The organism is Vibrio sp. S17_S38 (assembly GCF_014694375.1).
Classification (GTDB): domain Bacteria; phylum Pseudomonadota; class Gammaproteobacteria; order Enterobacterales; family Vibrionaceae; genus Vibrio.
On record NZ_JAAUWW010000011.1, the window covers coordinates 106,495 to 129,136 of the forward strand.

Genomic DNA, 22,642 nt, shown 5'->3' on the forward strand with positions numbered 1-22,642 from the left:
TTATTTTTTGTGTTAGATGATTAAAATTCAATGTTATTTTTGGTTTTTTCTCCATTAAAGTGCAAGTTATTATATTTTCAGATATAAAGAGCATTTATTCGATCATGGGAAACATAAAGTCAGTGCTTACTGACTTATACTGCCCACTTAAGATATGATTTCATCGTCTTTATAAAAAAAAACAAACAAAGTATCGTAAATGGTGCCTTTCTTTTTTGCTTAATGTTGACAGCTTAAGTTCACATCTCTAGAATAGCGCCAATTTATCTAAATTCCATAAAATGGCGATTTGGTAAGACGAAAGCGAAAGCTTATGTATGTATTTTGAATATTTATTCTGGAGGTTGTCTTGAATAATTCAGCACTGTTAGTCCTAGAAGATGGGACAGTGTTCCGCGGCCAATCAATTGGAGCTTTTGGTTCCGCCGTGGGAGAAGTTGTTTTCAATACCTCGATGACGGGGTATCAAGAAATTCTTACCGATCCTTCCTATTCGCAGCAAATTGTTACTCTTACTTATCCTCATATTGGCAATACCGGAACTAACTCAGAAGACGAAGAATCTTCAGCCATTCATGCGCAAGGCTTAGTTATCCGTGACCTTCCTCTTATTGCTTCAAACTTCCGCAGTGAACAAACACTTTCTGAATACTTAAAATCACAAAATATTGTCGGCATTGCTGATATTGATACGCGTAAATTGACGAGATTATTGCGTGAAAAGGGCGCGCAGAATGGTTGCATCATTGCTGGTAACAATCTTGATGAAGCGCTTGCCTTAGCAAAAGCGAAAGAATTTCCTGGTCTTAAAGGAATGGATTTAGCAAAAGTTGTTTCGACCAAAGAAACGTACTCATGGAAACAAGGTTCTTGGACATTAACGGGTGGTTTGCCTGAAGCTAAATCCGATTCAGAGTTGCCTTTCCATGTCGTCGCTTACGACTTTGGTGCTAAACGTAATATTTTGCGTATGTTAGTTGACCGTGGCTGTCGCTTAACCGTTGTTCCTGCTCAAACTAGTGCGGAAGAGGTTCTGGCCTTAAATCCGGATGGCATCTTCTTATCAAATGGTCCTGGAGATCCAGAGCCTTGTACATATGCTATTGAAGCGACTAAGGTTTTCTTGGAAAAAGGTTTGCCTATCTTTGGTATCTGTTTAGGACACCAAATTTTAGCTTTAGCATCAGGTGCCAAAACCATCAAAATGAAATTTGGTCACCACGGAGCGAATCATCCAGTTAAAGATCTTGATCGTGATGTTGTCATGATTACTTCTCAAAATCATGGTTTTGCCGCTGATGAAGCTACATTGCCTAAAACACTACGAGCGACACATAAGTCATTATTTGATGGCTCTTTGCAGGGTATTCATCGTACAGATAAGCCAGCTTTTAGTTTTCAGGGGCACCCAGAAGCAAGCCCAGGTCCACATGATGCTGCACCACTGTTTAATCACTTCATCGATCTTATTAAATCACATAAGCAAGCCTAATTCGGAGTAGTAGCATGCCAAAACGTACTGACATTAAAAGTGTTCTGATTTTAGGTGCTGGCCCAATCGTTATCGGCCAAGCCTGTGAATTTGACTACTCTGGCGCACAAGCTTGTAAAGCACTGCGCGAAGAAGGATACCGAGTTATTCTAGTTAACTCGAATCCAGCCACGATTATGACTGATCCTGAGATGGCTGATGCAACGTATATCGAGCCTATTCAATGGGAAGTTGTCCGCAACATTATCGCTAAAGAGCGTCCGGATGCGGTTTTGCCTACTATGGGCGGACAAACGGCATTGAACTGTGCGCTTGAGCTAGAAAAGCATGGTGTATTAGCTGAATTTAATGTCGAAATGATTGGCGCAACGGCTGATGCGATTGACAAAGCCGAAGATCGCTCTCGTTTTGATAAAGCAATGAAATCCATTGGTCTTGAGTGCCCTCGTGCAGATACAGCTAAAACCATGGAAGAAGCTTATAAAGTTCAAGAAATGGTTGGTTTCCCTTGTATCATCCGTCCATCTTTTACGATGGGTGGTTCTGGTGGCGGTATCGCATATAACAAGGAAGAATTCGACGAAATTTGCCATCGTGGTTTTGATCTTTCGCCAACTCACGAATTGCTTATCGACGAATCTTTGATTGGTTGGAAAGAATACGAAATGGAAGTGGTTCGTGATAAAGCGGATAACTGTATCATCGTATGTACGATTGAGAATTTCGATGCAATGGGCATTCACACTGGTGATTCAATCACGGTTGCTCCGGCTCAAACCTTGACCGACAAAGAATATCAATTAATGCGTAACGCTTCTTTAGCGGTTTTACGTGAGATTGGCGTAGAAACAGGCGGTTCTAACGTTCAGTTTGGTATTAATCCAAAAGATGGCCGTATGGTTATCATCGAGATGAATCCACGTGTATCACGTTCATCGGCATTGGCATCTAAAGCGACCGGTTTCCCGATTGCAAAAATTGCTGCGAAATTGGCGATTGGCTATACGCTTGATGAATTGATGAATGATATCACAGGCGGTGCAACACCAGCCTCATTTGAACCGACAATCGATTACGTTGTGACTAAGATTCCTCGTTTTAACTTCGAAAAATTTGCTGGCGCGAATGATCGTCTAACCACACAAATGAAGTCGGTTGGTGAAGTGATGGCGATTGGTCGTAATCAGCAAGAGTCTTTGCAAAAAGCATTGCGTGGCTTAGAAGTCGGCCGTAATGGTTTTGATGAAATGGTCGATTTAGATGCACCTGATGCATTGACTAAAATTCGCCAAGAATTGAAAGAAGCGGGTTGTGATCGTATTTGGTACATTGCCGATGCATTCCGTGCTGGCATGTCAGTCGATGGTGTTTTCAACTTAACTAACGTTGACCGTTGGTTCTTGGTTCAAATCGAAGAGCTGGTTCAACTTGAAGATGAAGTTAGAGCTGGTGGTTTCGCTGGTTTGAATGAAGATGTTCTACGTAAGATGAAGCGTAAAGGATTTGGTGATGCACGTTTAGCGACTATCTTAGGTGTTGCAGAAGCTGAAATTCGCCGCGCTCGTGAGCAATTTAACATCCATCCGGTTTATAAGCGTGTTGATACTTGTGCTGCTGAATTTTCATCTGATACGGCATACATGTATTCTTCTTATGATGAAGAGTGTGAGGCCAACCCATCTGACCGTGACAAAATCATGGTGCTAGGTGGTGGTCCAAACCGTATCGGCCAAGGTATTGAGTTTGACTATTGCTGTGTTCATGCTTCTTTAGCGTTACGTGAAGATGGCTACGAAACCATTATGGTGAACTGTAACCCTGAAACAGTATCAACCGATTACGATACTTCAGACCGTTTATACTTCGAACCGGTTACTTTGGAAGATGTGCTTGAAATCGTACGTATTGAAAAACCGAAAGGTGTGATTGTTCAATACGGTGGTCAAACACCACTTAAGCTTGCTCGTGCATTAGAAGCTGCTGGTGTACCTGTTATTGGAACTAGCCCAGATGCAATTGACCGCGCAGAAGACCGTGAACGATTCCAGACAGCGGTTGATCGCTTAGGTTTATTACAGCCAAAGAATGCAACTGTGACAACGATGGAACAAGCTCTAGAGAAATCGCGTGAAATTGGTTATCCATTAGTGGTTCGCCCATCGTATGTCCTCGGTGGTCGTGCTATGGAAATTGTTTACGATGAGCAAGATTTACGTCGCTACTTCAATGAAGCGGTGAGCGTATCGAATGAATCTCCTGTACTTCTTGATTTATTCCTTGATGATGCGGTAGAAGTGGATGTTGATGCGATTTGTGATGGCGAGCGAGTTGTTATTGCTGGAATCATGGAGCATATCGAACAAGCTGGTGTTCACTCTGGTGATTCTGCCTGTTCTTTGCCTGCTTATACGTTAAGTCAAGAAATTCAAGATGTGATGCGTGAGCAAGTTGAGAAGCTGGCATTTGAGCTTGGTGTTCGTGGTCTAATGAATACACAGTTTGCTGTAAAAGATGGCAAAGTGTACTTAATTGAAGTTAACCCTCGCGCCGCGCGTACGGTTCCATTTGTATCGAAAGCGACAGGAGCACCGATTGCTAAGATTGCCGCTCGTGTTATGGCAGGGCAATCTCTTGAGTCTCAAGGGTTCACTAAAGAAATTATTCCACCATATTATTCAGTAAAAGAGGTGGTTTTACCTTTTAACAAATTCCTAGGTGTTGATCCGCTATTAGGGCCAGAAATGCGCTCTACAGGTGAAGTGATGGGAGTTGGTAAGACGTTTGCTCAAGCGTTTGCTAAAGCCGAACTTGGTATTGGCAATGTTTATCCTGAAGGTGGACGCGCGCTTCTCTCGGTTCGAGAAGAAGATAAAAAACGTGTGGTAGAAGTTGCCAAGCAGCTAATCAAACTCGGTTACCAGTTAGATGCAACGCACGGTACTGCGGTTGTGCTAGGCGAAGCAGGCATTAACCCTCGCTTAGTGAATAAGGTTCATGAAGGTCGCCCTCATATTCTTGACCGTATCAAGAATAATGAGTACACCTACATTGTGAATACTGCGGCAGGTCGTCAAGCAATTGAAGATTCTAAGTTATTACGCCGTGGAGCACTGCAAGAAAAAGTGAACTATACCACGACACTTAATGCGGCATTTGCCACCTGTATGGCGCACAGTGAAGATAATCGTAGTACAGTAACATCGATTCAAGAACTACATGAGCAAGTAAAAGCTTCTTTAGTGTAGTTTCCCCCAAATACGAAAGCCTATAGAGTGGTGACATTCTATAGGCTTTTTTATTGGTATTACTTTTGTGCTTGCTGAATCATATTTTGATAAAAGCTACGCTCAAAAACCGTTAGTGGAGGTAAGCCTTTTTGCTCTGGATCGGGGTAATAATCGGTAATGAGTTGTACGAAGGTTGTTGTTGGTTTGCCTGATTTATTGAGTACAAAACCGGCCATATTATGAGTGGCAAATAATGATCCACTTTTCGCTATGATATTGCCTTTAATCGGATCTTTACGCATGCTTGAACGATATTTTAGCGTGCCATTAATTCCTGATGTTGGCATTAATGACATGATGTCTAATTGATCATTATGCGTTTTTATATAATCTAATACGGCAAGTAACTGGTTTGGGGTAATTCTATTATTTCGAGATAATCCTGATCCATCTTCGATCACCGCATTTTTTAAGTCTATATTGGCTTTTTCTAATAAAATCCGCTTAATCGCTTCGGTTCCATTTCTAAATGAACCTGCTTGATTGAAATACTGGGCTCCAATGGTTTTAGACAAGTTGTTCGCGTATAAATTGTCAGAGTCTTTCAGCATATGTTCCAATAATTCAGAAAGTGGCTGAGATTGATGCTGAGCTAAGATTTCATCACTTGCTTGAGGTTCAATAGCTTGTTGAATTTTGCCTTTAAACGTAATGTTATTTGCTATCAATAATTGCTTTAGAACTAAAGCGCTATAGTTGAATGGGTTCTGTACGGCAAAGTTTAGTGGCAGTGGTTTATTTTGTTTAACTAAGCACCCTGAAAGTTGATATTGATTATCCAGTGTGGTCGATAAATCAAGATCGCAATATTGTTCTTTTTGCTGTTCTTTGGTGACAGCTTTAGCGGTCGTGGTAACGGATACAGGTTGATGTTTAGGTGTGAATACGCGAGTGGAACCATCGGCATTAGTGTAAATAGAAGCCATAACACAGTTGCCATTTAACGTGATGGCGCTTGATACTGCGCTGTAGCAAACCCCAAGTATATCCCAAGGCCAGCCCACACCTTTTTCGTAACCAGTGAAAGCACTTTGATCAATAATTATGTCGCCAGAAATATTGGTAAGCTTGCTATCTTTTAAAAGGTTAACTAAATCTTGGCTAGTAAAGCTTGGATCTCCGCTGAAACGTAAAACTACATCCTCGTTATGGCGCTCTAACGTTGTTTGATAAGTAAACTCGTTACCTAACTCTAACTTTGCCGCGAGCGCTGTGAATAGTTTTAAGGTACTGGCGGGTGGAAATAATTGATCGCTTTTAGTACTTGTTTTGACATTGCTTGTTTCGACAATGATACCAACCTGTGACGCGTTGGGGAGAATGTTTTGATCGGGCAGAACTGAGTGTTCAGGAAGTGTTTGGGCCACGCTTGATAGTGAAAAAAATGAGATGGCTAAAGTCAGCGTTGAAAGAAGCGTTGCGCGAAACATAAGATGATATCCCTATAATTAAGTGGATTCAGTATAAACAAAAACGCCATCTTAAATAAGCTGGCGTGTGACATGTTATGGTGATTTTTAACTGAGCTTAGTCTTAAAAATCGTAGCGCATTCCAAGGGCGATATCATCTTCAGCTTCGACATAGCTCACACCATGTCCAGTGCTTAGTAAGTTGAAATTATAGGAAGCATAAGCTCGAAAGTTCGATACGAAATAATAACTTACATCAAACGCGAGATCGTTTACATCGCCAGCATGTGAACCATAGGTTGTATTGTCAGTGTCCATATTTAAATTATTGTAAGTCGCCGTGAATACGGTTTTCCCTATCGTGTATGAGGTGGCAAATTCATAGCCTAAGCTGTCGTAAGCTTCTGGCGGGGTTGGTTGTATTAAAAGAGTGGATAAATATTTTTCACCTTTAACTACGTTAGTTGCAATGTACCAATTGCCTAAAGAATAGGACGCGGCGAACATAGCTTCATTTTCGTCTGCTTGCTCTGCATAACCGCCACCAAATTGGATTCCGGTATCAAAGAGAGAATAGGTGACCGATACGGAATAGCCATCTTGGTTATTGTCGATCATCTTATTATCTTCAGGGTTGAGTTTGTTTTCTTGCACCTCACTATCGGCGAAGCGGTAAGAAGCTTTTAAAATATAATGATCGTACTGGCCTTTGTAAGTCAGCATGTTATCGGTTCGATCCGCTACTGAGATTTTATAAGCTGCGTTATTTCCGTGATAGGCCATGATATCGGTAAAATCGGTCAGAATACCTAAGGCGCCATCATTTTCACCATAGGTCACTTCACCAAAATTACCACCTAATCCAGCATACGCGTAACGAGTGTTGAGTGAACCGCCACTTTCATCGTTGGTGAGGTCAGTATTACCATTTTGACTGGTTTGAAATTCACCCTCCCAATCACCGACGGCATACATGGTATTGTTTACCATAGTCTTACCCATGAAATTTATACGGGCTCGTGTTTGATCGTCGACTTTACCGTCTATAATTTGCGCTCTGGCTTCGACGCGTCCGCTTAGTGATAAGCTTGCCATATCTGTTTTATAAATATCAGCCGCTAATGTTGGTAAAGGTAGTATTGAGATAGAGCCAAGCAGCAGGTATGAGGAACTTAATTTATAATTCATGAATATCCATTTCGAGACTGATATTGTTAATTGTTTTTATCATAACGCTTATTGCACGAGAAGTAATTGAAAGTGAAAAATATCGGGACAACAGGCAAAAAAATACCCGCTGAAATCAACGGGTATTGAGTGTTATTTTATCTTAACTTCTTGATAGAAGTCTTAGATTAGAATGCGTAACGGAAGCCAACTTGGAATTGGTCATCAGTTGATGCATCACCTAGACCTAAAGCGTTACCTGTTGCAGTTGCATCGCTGTCATCTAGCATGTTAACCATGTAAGCACCGTATACAGTTGCATTACCGAAGTAACGAGCGTATTCAAATGCGATATTGTTCAGGTTAAGACTATTGAAGGCACTATCATCAGCATTGAAATAGTTGTACGTCATGTTGATGTTGTTATCACCGAATGTATATCCAGCGTAAGCATCTGCAGCGTTGAAATCAGACTCTGTCGCTGAAGTATCAGCAGTTGAAACTGTACCACCTTCATAAGTTGCGGCTAGGTAAATACCATTGTTTGAGTATTTTAGGGCAGCAGTATAAGTGTTGTTGTCACCAGTGCCGATCTGATCATCACCAGCACCATTTGCATCTGTTGAAGCGTAACCTAGACCAAATTCTAGTGAATCAGTGAAAGCGTAAGAAGCAATAACCCCGTAGCCATCTGCATTTTGAGTTAATGGAGTGCCATCAGAATCTGAATCGCCTTGAACACTTGCTTGAATAGTTAATTTATCTTGGCTGTATGCGTAACGTAGAACATTGTTAGCACGGTCAGAGGTTGCAACGTTATATTCGTTGATGTAGCCACTGAATACTTCTGCCATATCGGTGAAGTTAGTCAGGTAAGTGAATGCATTATCTTGATGACCGTATGTTAACGCACCGTAAGTTTGCGATTGCACACCCGCGAATAAGTAACGAGTGTTGATGTTAGTATCATCACCTACAGGATCTGAGTTTTCAGTCACTTCAAATTCAGTAAAACCAATGAAAGAAACATCTTCATTCAGTTTTTGTTCACCACCAATATTTAAACGAACACGAGATGCATCTTTGTATTGATTGTCATCTGCATCTGTTTTATTTGCATCAGAAAAATTGGCGCGAACTTCAACACGGCCACCCATGTTTAACGTTGAAGTATCGTCTTTATAAATCGTTGCTGCTGATGTTGCGGTAGAAATTGCTGCAGCGGCCACTGCTAGTGCAAGTACTGTTTTGTTCATTTTAATAATCCTAATGATGTATTTTCCATAAAATAAAAGAGCACGTATTCTCGTGGCTTCTTTTCTTCCTTATGATTATTACGCGAGTTTTTCTACGTAATAATTTCTATACCTTAACGGAATCCATGAGCAATAGTTTGCTCATGGGGTGCCTTTTTACGTGGAACAGGTAGTGGGTGATAGTCAAAAGTTATAAAATTTAATAAAAAGCACATGGTTTAGTATGTTCTTGTTGTCCGGTTTCCCTGTAACTTATTGTTAATGTTTGATTTAAAAAGTTCCATTTCGTATTTTTTAAGTGGTGTATTTATGATTGATTTAGAAAAATAGAGGTTTGACCACTAGGGAAGAGAAGGGGGTATTTGTGGCTTTAGAGACAAAAACAGATCGCAGCGAGAGTTTTAACGTGACGTATATATTAAGATTAATTACACTGTGAAAACATCATGTTATTAATATCACCCGCTCAGCAGTAAGTTGAGGGGGCTTTTACTGTCTGAAGCGTAGCTTTGGAGTGAGGTATAAAATGGAAAAAGTGCCAATGACCGTGAGCGGCGAGCAAGCCCTACGCGTTGAATTAGATGTATTATTAAAACGTCGACCAATCATTACACAAGCTATAGCTGAAGCTCGTGAATTGGGTGATTTAAAAGAAAATGCGGAATACCATGCTGCTCGAGAAGAGCAGGGGATTTGTGAAGCGCAAATCCGAGATATCGAATATAAATTGTCTGTTGCTCAAGTTATTGATGTGAGCAAAATGGATAATACTGGTAAAGTGATTTTTGGTACCACGGTAACTTTGCTGGATATTGATACAGATAAAGAAGTGAAATATCAAATTGTTGGCGACGATGAAGCCAATATTAAGCAAGGTAAGATTTCCGTTAGTTCACCAATTGCTCGTGGTCTTATTGGGAAAATGGACGGTGATGAAGTGATCATATCTACACCGGGCGGTGAAAAAGATTTCGAAATTATTGCAGTTAGTTATATTTAGTCAGACTTGATCTTAAAAACAATAATGTAAATATCTGTAAAATAATTTAATAAAAAAGGCCACGTTAATGTGGCCTTTTTTGTACCTTTTTATCTGAATATCCGCTACTTACGAGGGATTTCGATTTTACGCTGTTCAGATTGGCGGAATAAAACCAGTACTTTACCGATAGTTTGTACTTTTTCTGCTTTTGTTTCACGAACAATCGCGTCTATAATCAATTGCTTAGTTTCTCTGTCTTCAGAAGCAACTTTGATTTTGATTAGCTCATGATGATTCAGTGCGAGTTCAATTTCCGCGAGAACAGCTTCAGTTAATCCATTTGCGCCCATTAGCACTACAGGTTTTAAACTGTGAGCTAGTCCTTTTAAGTGCTGCTTTTGTTTGGTGCTTAGATTCATTATTCGGCCATTTTTTGTTGTATAAGGGTTGAAAAGTTCTATTTTAACGCCATCTATTCGGGAAGACTATCTATTCTGAATAGTTTCTGTCGGTCCTTCTGCATTTTACCTATTTAGCAGAAGCAGTTTGTTAAGTATTAGGGTTAAAATGAGTAAGAAAAAACATTCCGCAAGCTCGGGTCGTTGGTTACAAGAGCACTTTGATGATAAGTATGTAGCTGAAGCACAAAAGAAAGGCTATCGCTCTCGTGCTATCTTTAAAATTGAAGAGATTCAAGAAAAAGATAAATTGATTAAATCGGGAATGACAGTGGTTGATTTAGGAGCTGCGCCGGGTGGGTGGTCACAATATGCTGTAGGTATTGTAGGCGATTCAGGCCAAGTCATAGCTTGTGACATTTTATCCATGGATTCCATTGCAGGGGTAAGTTTCTTACAAGGTGATTTCCGCGAAGAGGCCGTTTTAGAGGCGTTATTACAGCGTATTCAGCCTGATATGGTTGATGTGGTGATGTCTGATATGGCACCGAATATGAGCGGGAATCAAGCTGTAGATCAGCCAAGAGCGATGTATTTGGTTGAGCTGGCATTGGATATGTGTCGACAAGTTCTAGCACCAGATGGTAGTTTTGTTGTTAAAGTATTCCAAGGCGAAGGCTTTGATCAGTACGTTAAAGATGTAAGAGACATGTTTAAAAATGTAAAAATAAGAAAACCAGACTCTTCACGTGCTCGTTCTCGTGAGGTATACATTGTGGCTACAGGATATAAACTGTAGTACCCTATTTTTCAAATTAGTGAACCGAGAGGCTGACACCTTGAGTGACATGGCAAAAAATTTAATTTTATGGCTAGTAATCGCCGTAGTTTTGATGTCAGTTTTCCAGAGCTTTGGGCCTGGGGACAGTAACGGAAAAGCAATTGATTACACATCCTTTGTAAAAGACGTTGGTCAAGGCCAAGTCCGAGAAGCAAAGTTCAAGGATCGAGAAATTACCTTTGTCCGTACTGATAACTCTCGTAACGTGACGTACATGCCAGTGTACGACAATAAACTGCTTGATGACTTGATCAACGAGAATGTAAAAGTGACAGGTACGCCACCTGAGCAACAAAGTTTGCTAAGCACTATATTTATTTCTTGGTTCCCGATGATTTTACTGATTGGTGTATGGATTTTCTTCATGCGTCAAATGCAAGGCGGGGCTGGTGGTAAAGGCGCTATGTCTTTCGGTAAAAGCAAAGCTAAAATGATGGGCGAAGATCAGATTAAAACCACGTTCGCCGATGTTGCTGGTTGTGATGAAGCAAAAGAAGACGTGAAAGAATTAGTGGATTATCTGCGGGATCCGACACGTTTCCAAAAACTAGGCGGTAGGATCCCAACGGGTGTTTTATTGGTTGGTCCACCGGGTACAGGTAAAACCTTATTAGCAAAAGCTATTGCAGGTGAAGCGAAAGTACCATTTTTTAGTATTTCAGGTTCTGATTTCGTTGAAATGTTTGTTGGTGTTGGTGCATCTCGTGTACGTGACATGTTCGAGCAAGCCAAAAAAGCATCACCTTGTATCATCTTCATTGATGAAATTGATGCCGTCGGTCGCCAGCGTGGAGCCGGTGTTGGCGGTGGTAATGATGAGCGTGAACAAACTCTAAACCAAATGCTTGTTGAAATGGATGGTTTTGAAGGCAACGAAGGGGTTATCGTCATTGCTGCGACTAACCGCGCTGATGTATTGGATGCAGCATTATTACGTCCAGGACGTTTTGATCGCCAAGTAGTTGTTGGATTACCTGATATTCGTGGTCGTGAGCAGATTTTAAAGGTACACATGCGTAAAGTACCACTCGGAGATAATGTTGAACCAGCATTGATTGCTCGTGGCACACCAGGGTTTTCTGGTGCTGATCTTGCAAACTTAGTCAACGAAGCTGCGTTATTTGCTGCGCGTGGTAATAAGCGTAATGTATCAATGGTCGAGTTTGAACTGGCCAAAGATAAAATCATGATGGGTGCTGAACGTCGTTCAATGGTATTAACCGAAGAGACAAAAGCCTCAACAGCCTATCATGAAGCTGGACATGCCATTGTTGGCCGTCTAATGCCGGAACATGATCCAGTTTACAAGGTGTCTATTATCCCTCGTGGCCGCGCGCTTGGTGTTACGATGTACCTGCCAGAGCAAGATCGAGTGAGCATGAGTCGTCAGCATTTAGAATCGATGATTTCTAGTTTGTATGGCGGCCGTTTAGCGGAAGAGTTGATTTACGGACAAGATAAAATATCAACCGGTGCTTCAAATGATATTGAACGTGCGACAGATATTGCTCGTAGAATGGTCACAGAGTGGGGCTTTTCTCAAAATTTAGGCCCATTGCTTTATTCTGAAAATGAAAACAATGGCTACATGCCAAAGCCAAAGCAAATTTCTGATGAAACAGCTCGTTTGATTGATGAAGAAATCCGAATGTTAATTGATCGCAACTATGATCGAGCAAAAAAAGTTTTAGAAGAAAATATGGATATCATGCATTCAATGAAAGATGCATTGATGAAGTATGAAACAATTGATGCGGGTCAAATTGATGATCTAATGAACCGTAGTGATACGATTCGCGCTCCTCAAGGTTGGGGGGATCAAGATGTCTCAAAACCTGACACTGAAGCGAAAGCACCTGAGGTAGTAGTTAATCCTGAAGGAGAACAAGCAGAGTCTGATAGTGATACCTCTGTGGAGTCTGAAGATAAAGCCTCTGGTGACAATGCAACAGAAGAACCATCAGAATCGAAAAAAGATTCTTAATTTCTGCGTTAATGACTCAAAGCCCTGATTAATATCGGGGCTTTTTCCATCTGGCTAATATATTTTCAACAACTCTGCATTATTATCTTGGCTAGATATCGAATAAACACCCCAAATTATGAACTCTGTTATGAAGTTAACCTATAAAAATAAGCAACTTGATTTAAGTGAACCTCAAATTATGGGGATACTCAATATCACACCAGACTCTTTTTCTGATGGTGGTAAGTTCAACCAATTTGATATGGCGATGGAACATGCTCAGTCGATGATTATGGCTGGAGCGACTATTATCGATGTTGGTGGTGAATCGACTCGTCCTGGAGCAACTGAAGTGGCGCCTGAGGATGAACTAAACCGAGTTATCCCTCTAATTAAAGCTATTAGGGCAAATTTCGATGTCTGGATTTCGTTGGATACCTATAAATCTTCTGTTATGGCAGCAGGTATTGAAGCTGGAGTTGATCTTATTAATGATATTCGAGCGCTACAAGATGAGGGCGCATTAGAAATTGTTGCTAAGGCTAATATTCCTGTCTGCATTATGCATATGAAAGGTCAGCCGAGAACTATGCAGCAAGATCCTCAGTATAATGACGTCTTGCAAGAAGTTTGTGATTTCCTACAACAGCGTATTGATCTTTGCTTAGCCTCAGGTATTAATAAGCAGAATATTATTATTGATCCCGGCTTTGGTTTTGGAAAAACAGTTGAAAATAACTATCATTTGTTAGCTAATTTTAAACGATTCCATCAATTTGGATTACCGGTGCTAGCAGGAATGTCTCGAAAGTCGATGATCACAAAGTTGTTAGGTAAACCAACCTCTGACTCAATGTTTGGCAGCGTAGTTTGTGCAACCTTGGCTGCTCAACAAGGCGCTCAGATTATTCGTGTTCATGATGTAGCGGCGACTCAAGATGCCCTGCGGATAATAAAAGCGATACAACTAAATTCATAAAATAACGATTTGCTTCTTCGTAAGTGAATTAATCATTGAAATTCTGCGAGATTAAGGACTATTAGACGATGTCTGAGAGAAAATATTTTGGCACCGATGGTGTACGTGGCAAGGTGGGACAATTTCCGATCACTCCTGACTTTATTTTGAAATTAGGTTGGGCTGCAGGCCGTGTATTAGCTAAGCAGGGCACTAAGCAAGTCATTATAGGTAAAGATACTCGAATTTCTGGATACATGCTGGAATCAGCATTAGAAGCGGGTCTTGCTGCTGCGGGATTGAAAGCGGTGTTGACAGGACCAATGCCTACGCCAGCCGTTGCTTATTTGACTCAAACATTTCGCGCGGAGGCTGGTATCGTAATTTCAGCTTCTCATAATCCATATTATGACAATGGCATCAAATTTTTCTCATCGGAAGGAACTAAGTTGCCGGATGATATAGAGCTTGCTATTGAAGCTGAATTAGAAAAAGACATCGAATGCGTTGAATCGGCTTTCTTAGGTAAAGCAAAACGTTTGGTGGATGCGGCTGGCCGTTATATTGAGTTTTGCAAGAGTACTTTCCCTAATGAATTAAGTTTGGCTGGGTTAAAGATTGTCATCGATTGTGCTCATGGCGCAACTTATCATATTGCCCCTAGTGTTTTCACTGAATTAGGTGCAGAGATTGTGACGATTGGTTGTGAGCCAAATGGCTTAAATATCAATGATAAAGTTGGTGCTACCGATGTCCGTGCTCTGCAAGCGAAAGTACTAGAAGAGAAGGCAGATTTAGGGTTAGGGTTTGATGGTGATGGTGATCGTATCATCATGGTTGATGAGCATGGGAATAAAGTTGACGGCGATCAGATCGCTTACATTATTGCCCGTGATGCACTTCGCCGAGGCGAGTTGAAAGGCGGTGTGGTTGGGACATTAATGACCAACTTAGGTATGGAAAATGGTCTAAAACAACTTGGAATTCCATTTGTTCGCTCTAAAGTTGGTGACCGTTATGTAATGGAGCAACTTCTGGAAAAAGGTTGGAAGATTGGTGCTGAAAACTCAGGACACGTTATTCTATTGGATAAAGTCACGACTGGCGATGCCATTGTAGCAGCATTACAAGTATTAGCTTCTGTTGTCGGAAGTAAACTCTCGTTAAGTGTTCTGGCATCCGGAATGACGCTTTACCCCCAAGTCTTGGAAAATATACGTTTTTCTGGCGATAATGACCCATTGGAAACACCTGAAGTTAAAGCCGCTGTGCTACAAGTTGAAAGGCAGCTTGGTGATAAAGGTCGAGTTCTACTGCGAAAATCAGGAACTGAGCCTTTAATTCGAGTGATGGTTGAGGGTGAAGATGCTGAGTTAGTACAAACTAGCGCTCTAGCCATTGCTGAACAAGTGAAAAAGAGTTGTTAAAAAAGTAGATAAGAGACTTTAATCGTTATCAACATCCTTTTTAATATTAAGTTTATTGCTTTAATTAAAAAGGATAATTTCTATTTTGCGAGTTTTTTAAGCGTTTAGATAAGAACTCGCATTATTTTATCATTTTTAGCTTGTCACTGACCTAAGGTTTCGATAGTATCTCACCGCCTCACTAGGGAGGTGCGTTGTTTTTGGTTTTTCCAATGCAACCCTAAAATTCAAAAAAGCATAGGTGGAAAAATGTTAACAGTTCTACTTGTGATTTATCTTGTTGCGGCGCTTGGTGTTATTGGCCTTGTGTTAATTCAACAAGGTAAAGGCGCAGACATGGGAGCTTCGTTCGGAGCTGGAGCATCAAATACTGTATTTGGTTCTGGTGGTTCAGGTAACTTCCTTACTCGTTCAACTGCAATATTCGCAACGATTTTCTTTATTCTTAGCTTAGTGCTTGGGCACATGTCGACTGCTAAAGAGGATTCTCAATGGGCCGCACCAAGTGCAGGTATTGAGCAAAAAACAGAAAATGTTAAAAATACTTCTACAGATGAAGTTTCTGCTGCTCCAGTAAAGAGTAATTCAGATATTCCTGAGTAAGTATGTGACAATTAAAATGCCGAGATGGTGAAATTGGTAGACACGCTAGCATGAGGTGCTAGTGCCTTATGGTGTGGGGGTTCAAGTCCCCCTCTCGGCACCATGTTTTATTTAAGCTAATATTTAGCTTAATGTTTTGCAAAACTTGTAAAGTTACAATCTGTTGTTATAATACGGCTCGTTGAAACAAAGTTTTGAGCTTGGTTCTCAGTTAACCAAACAAAGTCAACATCAACTTTAATGATGTTACCGGACGCGGGATGGAGCAGTATGGTAGCTCGTCGGGCTCATAACCCGAAGGTCGTAGGTTCAAATCCTGCTCCCGCAACCATTTTTTATGGGTCCGATTTGTAATTGAATTTAATTTTAATTACAGGCTAGGCTAAACTTTAGCTTAGTGATATCAGGGTCCAGCAATAAAAAACCTCGATTATCGGGGTTTTTTATTATCTGTGCATTGGTTTTTCAGTTAAGGGGATTTATTAATTTCCTTTGGAATCAATGGTTAAGTCAGATTTTGCGTGGTATTTGAAATGGGCTGAATGCCCTTTTTTTGTTTCTGGCAATCCTGTTTTTAACTTTATTGCACAGTTTTTGTTTCCGGAGATATGAATGACTGGTTTAGAAAAACAATTAACAGAATTACTTGATGCGCCTGTTGCTGCATCGGGCTATGAATTAGTCGGTTTGGAGTTTATCCGTGCGGGTGAACATTCAACACTACGAATTTTTATTGACCATGAAAATGGCATAAATGTTGATGACTGCGCAGAAGTGAGTCGTCAAGTTAGCGCCGTCATGGATGTTGAAGATCCAATTACGGTCGCTTACAACTTAGAAGTTTCATCACCAGGTTTAGAACGTCCACTGTTTAAGCCTGCACATTATCAGCAGTTCATCGATCACGACGTGAACGTGGTACTTAAAATGGCGGTGAATAATCGCCGTAAGTGGAAAGGGGTGATTTCGGCCATTGAAGGTGAAATCGTAACTGTTACCGTAGATGGTCAACCAGAACAATTTGCTTTGAGTAATATCTCTAAAGCTAACCTGATACCAAAATTTTAAGTCTGAAGAGGCGAGAACATGAACAGAGAAATTTTAGCGGTTGTTGAAGCTGTTTCGAACGAAAAGGCTGTTCCTCGTGAGCGTATTTTTGAAGCATTAGAAACTGCTTTAGCCACGGCAACAAAGAAAAAAAGTCCACACGAAATTGAAGTTCGTGTAGAAATTGATCGTAAAACTGGCAACTTTGACACATGGCGTCGTTGGTTAGTGGTTGCAGAAGTTGAGTTTCCAACTAAGGAAATCTCAATTGAAGCGGCTCAATATGACGATGAATCTGTTGAGTTAGGCGATTACGTTGAAGATGATATGGAGTCAGTAACATTTGACCGTATTACAACGCAAACAGCGAAACAAGTGATTGTACAAAAGGTTCGTGAAGCAGAACGAGCTCAAATCGTAGAGCAGTTCATCGATAATGAAGGTGAATTAGTTACGGGTGTCGTTAAAAAAGCTAATCGTGATGCGGTTATTGTTGATTTAGGTAATAACGCGGAATCTGTGATTTTACGTGAAGATCAATTGCCACGTGAAAACCTACGTCCAGGTGACCGTGTTCGCGGTCTGCTGTACGCAGTAAAACCTGAAGCTCGTGGCTTCCAATTGTTTTTAACTCGCTCAAAATCAGAAATGCTGATTGAACTTTTCCGCATTGAAGTGCCAGAAATTGGTGAAGAGTTAATTGAAATTAAAGCGGCGGCTCGCGATCCTGGTTCACGCGCTAAAATTGCCGTAAAAACCAATGATCGTCGCATAGACCCTGTTGGTGCATGTGTTGGTATGCGTGGCGCACGTGTACAAGCTGTTTCTGGTGAGCTTGGTGGTGAGCGTATTGATATCGTGCTCTGGGATGATAATCCAGCGCAGTTTGTTATCAATGCAATGGCTCCTGCTGATGTGGCTTCAATCATTGTTGATGAAGATACACATTCAATGGATATTGCAGTTGAAGCGGATAATCTCGCTCAAGCAATTGGTCGTAGCGGTCAAAACGTTCGCTTAGCATCTCAACTAACGGGTTGGGAACTTAATGTTATGACGGTCGCGGATCTTAATACTAAGCATCAGGAAGAATCGGTAGCGGCTATCGAAAGCTTTATGAAGCATTTAGATATTGAGCAAGACTTCGCTGAGTTATTGGTTGAAGAAGGCTTTTCTACATTAGAAGAAATCGCTTATGTACCAGTCAGTGAGTTATTAGAAGTTGATGGTCTTGAAGAGGAGCTCGTTGAAGAGCTACGCACTCGTGCAAAAAATGCATTAACGACATTAGCACTTGTTCAAGAAGAATCATTTGAAGGGTTAGAACCTGCTGAAGATCTACTTGCTCTTGACGGTCTAGAACGCGAGCTAGCGTTTAAGTTTGCCGCGAAAGGCGTAGTGACTTTAGAAGATTTAGCCGACCAAGGTACTGATGACTTAGAAGACATCGAAGGCCTAAGCAAAGAACGTGCGGGAGAGCTTATTATGGCTGCTCGTAACATTTGCTGGTTTGGCGACGAAGAATAATTTCAGCAAGGAGAAAGCAGTATGACAGAACTGACAGTGAAAGCACTTAGCGAAGAAATTGGAACACCAGTTGAACGCTTAGTAGAACAACTTGCTGATGCTGGTATGAAAAAAACTAGCACAGACAATGTGACAGATGCAGAAAAGCAAACGCTTTTAACGCACCTAAAAAAAGAACATGGTGATAATTCAGGTGACTCTGAACCAACACGTTTAACGCTACAACGCAAAACTAAAAGCACATTAAATGTGTCTGCTGGTGGCGGTAAAAGTAAAGAAGTACAAGTAGAAGTGCGCAAAAAACGTACTTATGTTAAGCGTACTGCTGTAGATGAAGAAACGAAGCGTGAAGAGGAAGCTCAAGCGGCTCGTGAAGCGGAAGAAGTAGCAAAGCATGCTGCTGAAGAAAAAGCACAACAAGAAGCAGCAGCGAAAGCTGAAGCAAAAGCAAAACGTGAAGCGGAAGATAAATTGAAGCAAGAAGTAGCAGCAGAGAAAGTAAAATCTGAAGAAGTTAAAGCAGCAGCTAAACGTTCACCAGAAGAAAAAGCAAAGCATGATGCCGCTAAAAAAGAAGCAGAAGCTCTAAAGCGTCGTCAAGATGAAGAAGCTCAGCGTAAAGCGGAAGTGGAGTCGAAAAAACTGGTGGAAGAAGCTCGTAAACTGGCAGAAGAGAACGAAGTTCGTTGGTCAGAAGAAGAGAAGAAGAAGAAAGAATCTGAAAATGCAGATTATCATGTAACGACTAATGTGCATGCTCGAGCTGCTGAAGATGAAGCTGATCGCCGTAGTGAAGCAAGTCGTCAAAAGAAGAAAAAACCTGCGAAAAAAGAAGAAGAACGTCCTGCTGGCAATAGTCGCGGAGCTCGTGGTGGCCGTAATAACCGTAAAGGTAAATTGGCTAAACCAACTTCAATGCAGCATGGTTTTGATAAATCAGCAACGGTAGCAAAATCTGATGTTGTGATCGGTGAGACTATCGTAGTTTCTGAACTGGCAAGTAAAATGTCAGTGAAAGGAACTGAAGTCATTAAAACGATGATGAAGATGGGGGCAATGGCTACCATCAACCAAGTGATTGACCAAGAAACAGCACAATTGGTTGCTGAAGAAATGGGTCACAAGGTTATTCTTCGTAAAGAAAATGAATTAGAAGAAGCGATCCTATTTGATCGTGATGACTCAACTGAAGCTGTATCTCGTGCACCAGTTGTTACCATCATGGGGCACGTTGACCATGGTAAGACATCAACACTAGATTACATTCGCCGTAGTCGTGTTGCATCTGGTGAGGCGGGTGGTATTACTCAGCACATCGGTGCATATCATGTTGAAACTGACAATGGCATGATCACTTTCTTGGATACTCCTGGACACGCAGCGTTTACCTCAATGCGTGCTCGTGGTGCTCAAGCGACAGATATCGTCGTTCTTGTTGTTGCTGCCGATGATGGTGTTATGCCACAAACAATTGAAGCTATTCAGCATGCGAAAGCGGCTGGCGTTCCTTTGATTATTGCAGTAAACAAAATAGATAAAGAAGGCGCTAACCCTGATAACGTTAAAAATGCGCTTGCTCAATACGATGTAATTCCAGAAGAATGGGGTGGCGAGAACATATTTGTTCACATCTCAGCTAAAGTTGGTACTAATATCGAAGGTCTGCTAGAAGCAATTTTACTTCAATCTGAAGTTCTTGAACTTAAAGCGGTAACTGATGGTATGGCATCTGGTGTTGTAGTTGAATCTCGTCTTGATAAAGGCCGTGGTCCAGTTGCTACTGTATTGGTACAAGCGGGTACTTTACGCAAAGGTGATATCGTTCTTTGTGGTCAAGAGTACGGCCGTGTTCGTGCTATGCGTGATGAAAATGGTAAAGACATCGAATCAGCTGGCCCATCAATTCCTGTTGAGATCTTAGGTCTTTCAGGTGTTCCTGCATCAGGTGATGAAGCTACTGTAGTTCGTGATGAGCGTAAAGCTCGTGAAGTAGCGAACTACCGTCAAGGTAAATTCCGTGATGTTAAATTGGCTCGTCAACAAAAATCAAAACTTGAAAACATGTTCTCTAACATGGAAGCGGGTGAAGTTGCAGAGCTTAATGTTGTATTGAAAGCTGACGTTCAAGGTTCTGTTGAAGCGATTGCTGACTCATTACGCAAACTGTCAACTGACGAAGTTAAAGTGAATATCGTTGGTTCTGGTGTTGGTGGTATTACTGAAACAGACGCAGTACTTGCTGCTGCTTCTAGTGCTATCTTGCTTGGCTTCAATGTTCGTGCTGATGCTTCAGCTCGCCGTACGGTTGAGAATGAAGGGCTAGATTTACGTTATTACTCAATTATTTACCAATTGCTTGATGAAGTTAAACATGCAATGGGTGGTATGCTTGCTCCTGAATTTAGACAAGAAATTATTGGTCTTGCTGAAGTTCGTGACGTGTTCAAATCACCTAAGCTTGGTGCAATCGCAGGTTGTATGGTAACTGAAGGCTTGATTAAGCGTAATAACCCAATCCGTGTACTTCGTGATAACATCGTTATTTATGAAGGTGAGCTAGAGTCATTACGTCGCTTTAAAGATGACGTGCAAGAAGTTCGTAATGGTTACGAATGTGGTATCGGTGTTAAGAACTATAATGATGTTCGTGCTGGTGACCAAATCGAAGTGTTCGAAATCGTTGAAATCCAACGTACTCTTGACTAATGACAATGGCTGTATGATTTAATCGCTGACTGAAACATGGTTAAGCCATTAAAACATAAAAGTTAAATACACAATGGGGGGCTTTTGCTCCCCATTCTTTCTGTTATGACGTTTAAATAATATGTTCTAATTGAGTGTTTATTATTTTAAACGTACAGATGTGAGAAAAAATATGTCAAAAGAATTTAGCCGTGCGCAACGTGTCGCACAACAATTGCAAAAAGAGCTCGCTTCTATTCTGCAACGCGATGTTCGTGACTCTCGTATTGGGATGGTGACCATTTCTGATGTTGAAGTCTCTCGCGATCTTGCTTATGCAAAAGTGTTTGTTACTTTTTTATGTGTTGGTGAACAAACGCCTGAATCAAGTCTTGCAGCTTTGAAAGAGCATGAAGTCGCGGTTCGTATGACGCTAGGGAAACGTATTCGTTTACGCCTTACTCCGGAAGTTCGTTTTACTTACGATAATACGCTAACTGAAGGTATGCGCCTTTCTAACTTGGTAAGTGAGGTTGTGAGTAATGACAATCTTCGCAAGAAAGAATCAGGCCGTGAGGGTGAAGGAGAAGAGTAGATGGCACGTAGACGTCGTGGTCGTCCTATTGATGGCGTTTTATTATTAGATAAACCAACTAGTATCAGTTCTAACGATGCTTTGCAGAAAGTAAAACGTCTCTATTTTGCTGAGAAAGCAGGTCATACCGGAGCTCTAGATCCACTAGCAACAGGTATGCTCCCGATTTGTTTAGGTGAGGCGACCAAGTTTTCTCAGTTCCTGCTTGATTCAGATAAACGTTACCGTGTCGTTGCTAAGCTTGGGGAGCGAACCGATACCTCAGATTCTGATGGCGAAGTGGTTCAAACTCGTGATGTGAAAGTTGACCGTGGTTTACTTGAACGCTGTATCGCCAAGTTTCGTGGCACTACCGATCAAATTCCATCGATGTTTTCAGCGTTAAAATATCAAGGGAAGCCTTTGTATGAATACGCTCGAAAAGGGATTGAAGTTCCTCGCGAGTCACGCAAGATTACTGTGTTTGAAATCAGCCTAATTCGTTTTGATGGTAACGAAGTCGAAATGGAAGTGCATTGCTCAAAAGGCACTTACATCCGCACTATTACTGATGACTTAGGCGAGATGTTGGGCTGTGGCGCACATGTTACCTATTTACGTCGAATTGGTGTGTCGCATTACCCAGCGGAAAAAATGGTTACATTAGAACAACTTCAAGCTTTACTCGTTCAGGCTGAAGAGCAAGGTATTGAGCCTCGTGAGTTATTGGATCCGTTGCTTCTTCCAATGGATACTGCAGTGGCTGATTTACCTGAAGTTAATATGACGGCAAGTATGGCAGATTTTGTTCAGCATGGTCAGCCAGTACAAATTGCAGGTTCACCTTCAGAAGGCGTGGTTCGTATGACCATGGGTGATGAGCGTACTTTTATTGGTATTGCCCACATCGATAATGATGGTCGAGTAGCACCAAAGCGTTTGGTTGTTTTTAGAAATGAAACTCCTTGCGATTAAGACTAGCTTCCCCTATAATCCGCGCTTCGCGTGATGGCTGAATCAGA

At 41.3% G+C, this 22,642-nt stretch carries 17 protein-coding genes and 2 tRNA genes; 15 read left to right on the forward strand and 4 right to left on the reverse strand.

Going from position 1 to position 22,642, the window contains the following annotated elements; genetic code table 11:
- Positions 1–349: 349 nt before the first annotated feature.
- Both carA and carB read left to right on the forward strand, forming a co-directional pair.
- Positions 350–1,492, forward strand: coding sequence for a glutamine-hydrolyzing carbamoyl-phosphate synthase small subunit (carA, locus tag HC725_RS10385; protein ID WP_190331746.1), 1,143 nt, complete (start codon positions 350–352; stop codon positions 1,490–1,492).
- Between the two features lie 14 nt (positions 1,493–1,506).
- On the forward strand, positions 1,507–4,737 hold the full coding sequence (gene carB / locus HC725_RS10390) for a carbamoyl-phosphate synthase large subunit (RefSeq protein WP_190331747.1): 3,231 nt from the start codon (positions 1,507–1,509) through the stop codon (positions 4,735–4,737).
- Positions 4,738–4,796: 59 nt separating this feature from the next.
- On the opposite strand, the gene dacB is transcribed toward carB, so the two are convergent.
- The 3 genes from dacB to HC725_RS10405 all read right to left on the reverse strand — a co-directional run bounded on the left by dacB (position 4,797) and on the right by HC725_RS10405 (position 8,612).
- Complete coding sequence (gene dacB, locus HC725_RS10395) at positions 4,797–6,209, reverse strand: serine-type D-Ala-D-Ala carboxypeptidase (RefSeq protein WP_190331748.1); 1,413 nt, start codon at positions 6,207–6,209, stop codon at positions 4,797–4,799.
- Positions 6,210–6,312: 103 nt separating this feature from the next.
- The gene (locus HC725_RS10400; RefSeq protein WP_190331749.1) at positions 6,313–7,377 is read right to left on the reverse strand and encodes a porin; all 1,065 of its coding nucleotides are present in this window, start codon (positions 7,375–7,377) and stop codon (positions 6,313–6,315) included.
- A gap of 167 nt (positions 7,378–7,544) precedes the next feature.
- The gene (locus HC725_RS10405) at positions 7,545–8,612 is read right to left on the reverse strand and encodes a porin (RefSeq protein WP_190331750.1); all 1,068 of its coding nucleotides are present in this window, start codon (positions 8,610–8,612) and stop codon (positions 7,545–7,547) included.
- Positions 8,613–9,138: 526 nt separating this feature from the next.
- On the opposite strand from HC725_RS10405, the gene greA reads away from it, so the two are divergent.
- On the forward strand, positions 9,139–9,612 hold the full coding sequence (greA, locus tag HC725_RS10410; RefSeq protein WP_190331751.1) for a transcription elongation factor GreA: 474 nt from the start codon (positions 9,139–9,141) through the stop codon (positions 9,610–9,612).
- Positions 9,613–9,716: 104 nt separating this feature from the next.
- Here the strand turns inward: greA and yhbY are convergent, their stop codons facing one another.
- The gene (gene yhbY / locus HC725_RS10415; RefSeq protein ID WP_153447563.1) at positions 9,717–10,013 is read right to left on the reverse strand and encodes a ribosome assembly RNA-binding protein YhbY; all 297 of its coding nucleotides are present in this window, start codon (positions 10,011–10,013) and stop codon (positions 9,717–9,719) included.
- Between the two features lie 148 nt (positions 10,014–10,161).
- Here yhbY and rlmE point away from each other — a divergent pair, with 148 nt between their 5' ends.
- The 12 genes from rlmE (at position 10,162) to truB (ending at position 22,595) form a co-directional block, all read left to right on the forward strand.
- On the forward strand, positions 10,162–10,791 hold the full coding sequence (rlmE, locus tag HC725_RS10420) for a 23S rRNA (uridine(2552)-2'-O)-methyltransferase RlmE (protein ID WP_190331752.1): 630 nt from the start codon (positions 10,162–10,164) through the stop codon (positions 10,789–10,791).
- Between the two features lie 49 nt (positions 10,792–10,840).
- Positions 10,841–12,817: an ATP-dependent zinc metalloprotease FtsH gene (gene ftsH, locus HC725_RS10425; RefSeq protein WP_203219076.1), complete on the forward strand. Its 1,977-nt coding sequence runs from the start codon at positions 10,841–10,843 to the stop codon at positions 12,815–12,817.
- Positions 12,818–12,947: 130 nt separating this feature from the next.
- Entirely contained in the window at positions 12,948–13,778 is an 831-nt protein-coding gene (gene folP, locus HC725_RS10430) for a dihydropteroate synthase (protein WP_190331754.1), read from the forward strand.
- A 68-nt stretch (positions 13,779–13,846) separates the two neighbouring features.
- On the forward strand, positions 13,847–15,184 hold the full coding sequence (gene glmM, locus HC725_RS10435) for a phosphoglucosamine mutase (protein ID WP_190331755.1): 1,338 nt from the start codon (positions 13,847–13,849) through the stop codon (positions 15,182–15,184).
- A 249-nt stretch (positions 15,185–15,433) separates the two neighbouring features.
- Complete coding sequence (gene secG / locus HC725_RS10440) at positions 15,434–15,787, forward strand: preprotein translocase subunit SecG (protein WP_190331756.1); 354 nt, start codon at positions 15,434–15,436, stop codon at positions 15,785–15,787.
- An 18-nt stretch (positions 15,788–15,805) separates the two neighbouring features.
- Positions 15,806–15,890: transfer RNA gene (locus HC725_RS10445), tRNA-Leu, on the forward strand.
- A gap of 151 nt (positions 15,891–16,041) precedes the next feature.
- Positions 16,042–16,118 (forward strand) — tRNA-Met (locus HC725_RS10450).
- Between the two features lie 281 nt (positions 16,119–16,399).
- Positions 16,400–16,855 (forward strand): ribosome maturation factor RimP, encoded by a 456-nt coding sequence (gene rimP / locus HC725_RS10455; RefSeq protein WP_190331757.1) that lies wholly within the window; start codon positions 16,400–16,402, stop codon positions 16,853–16,855.
- Between the two features lie 18 nt (positions 16,856–16,873).
- Positions 16,874–18,361, forward strand: coding sequence for a transcription termination factor NusA (gene nusA, locus HC725_RS10460; protein WP_190331758.1), 1,488 nt, complete (start codon positions 16,874–16,876; stop codon positions 18,359–18,361).
- Positions 18,362–18,382: 21 nt separating this feature from the next.
- Positions 18,383–21,067, forward strand: a complete 2,685-nt coding sequence (infB, locus tag HC725_RS10465; protein WP_190331759.1) for a translation initiation factor IF-2 — start codon at positions 18,383–18,385, stop codon at positions 21,065–21,067.
- Positions 21,068–21,239: 172 nt separating this feature from the next.
- On the forward strand, positions 21,240–21,641 hold the full coding sequence (gene rbfA / locus HC725_RS10470; protein ID WP_190331760.1) for a 30S ribosome-binding factor RbfA: 402 nt from the start codon (positions 21,240–21,242) through the stop codon (positions 21,639–21,641).
- Positions 21,642–22,595, forward strand: coding sequence for a tRNA pseudouridine(55) synthase TruB (gene truB / locus HC725_RS10475; RefSeq protein WP_190331761.1), 954 nt, complete (start codon positions 21,642–21,644; stop codon positions 22,593–22,595).
- The last annotated feature ends 47 nt before the right edge of the window (positions 22,596–22,642 follow it).

Excerpts from the sequence above, each read along its gene's own strand:
- carB (WP_190331747.1), top strand. The coding sequence starts at position 1,507 with ATGCCAAAACGTACTGACATTAAAAGTGTTCTGATTTTAGGTGCTGGC.
- dacB (WP_190331748.1), bottom strand. The coding sequence starts at position 6,209 with ATGTTTCGCGCAACGCTTCTTTCAACGCTGACTTTAGCCATCTCATTT.
- HC725_RS10400 (WP_190331749.1), bottom strand. The coding sequence starts at position 7,377 with ATGAATTATAAATTAAGTTCCTCATACCTGCTGCTTGGCTCTATCTCA.
- HC725_RS10405 (WP_190331750.1), bottom strand. The coding sequence starts at position 8,612 with ATGAACAAAACAGTACTTGCACTAGCAGTGGCCGCTGCAGCAATTTCT.
- greA (WP_190331751.1), top strand. The coding sequence starts at position 9,139 with ATGGAAAAAGTGCCAATGACCGTGAGCGGCGAGCAAGCCCTACGCGTT.
- yhbY (WP_153447563.1), bottom strand. The coding sequence starts at position 10,013 with ATGAATCTAAGCACCAAACAAAAGCAGCACTTAAAAGGACTAGCTCAC.
- rlmE (WP_190331752.1), top strand. The coding sequence starts at position 10,162 with ATGAGTAAGAAAAAACATTCCGCAAGCTCGGGTCGTTGGTTACAAGAG.
- ftsH (WP_203219076.1), top strand. The coding sequence starts at position 10,841 with ATGGCAAAAAATTTAATTTTATGGCTAGTAATCGCCGTAGTTTTGATG.
- folP (WP_190331754.1), top strand. The coding sequence starts at position 12,948 with ATGAAGTTAACCTATAAAAATAAGCAACTTGATTTAAGTGAACCTCAA.
- glmM (WP_190331755.1), top strand. The coding sequence starts at position 13,847 with ATGTCTGAGAGAAAATATTTTGGCACCGATGGTGTACGTGGCAAGGTG.
- secG (WP_190331756.1), top strand. The coding sequence starts at position 15,434 with ATGTTAACAGTTCTACTTGTGATTTATCTTGTTGCGGCGCTTGGTGTT.
- rimP (WP_190331757.1), top strand. The coding sequence starts at position 16,400 with ATGACTGGTTTAGAAAAACAATTAACAGAATTACTTGATGCGCCTGTT.
- nusA (WP_190331758.1), top strand. The coding sequence starts at position 16,874 with ATGAACAGAGAAATTTTAGCGGTTGTTGAAGCTGTTTCGAACGAAAAG.
- infB (WP_190331759.1), top strand. The coding sequence starts at position 18,383 with ATGACAGAACTGACAGTGAAAGCACTTAGCGAAGAAATTGGAACACCA.
- rbfA (WP_190331760.1), top strand. The coding sequence starts at position 21,240 with ATGTCAAAAGAATTTAGCCGTGCGCAACGTGTCGCACAACAATTGCAA.
- truB (WP_190331761.1), top strand. The coding sequence starts at position 21,642 with ATGGCACGTAGACGTCGTGGTCGTCCTATTGATGGCGTTTTATTATTA.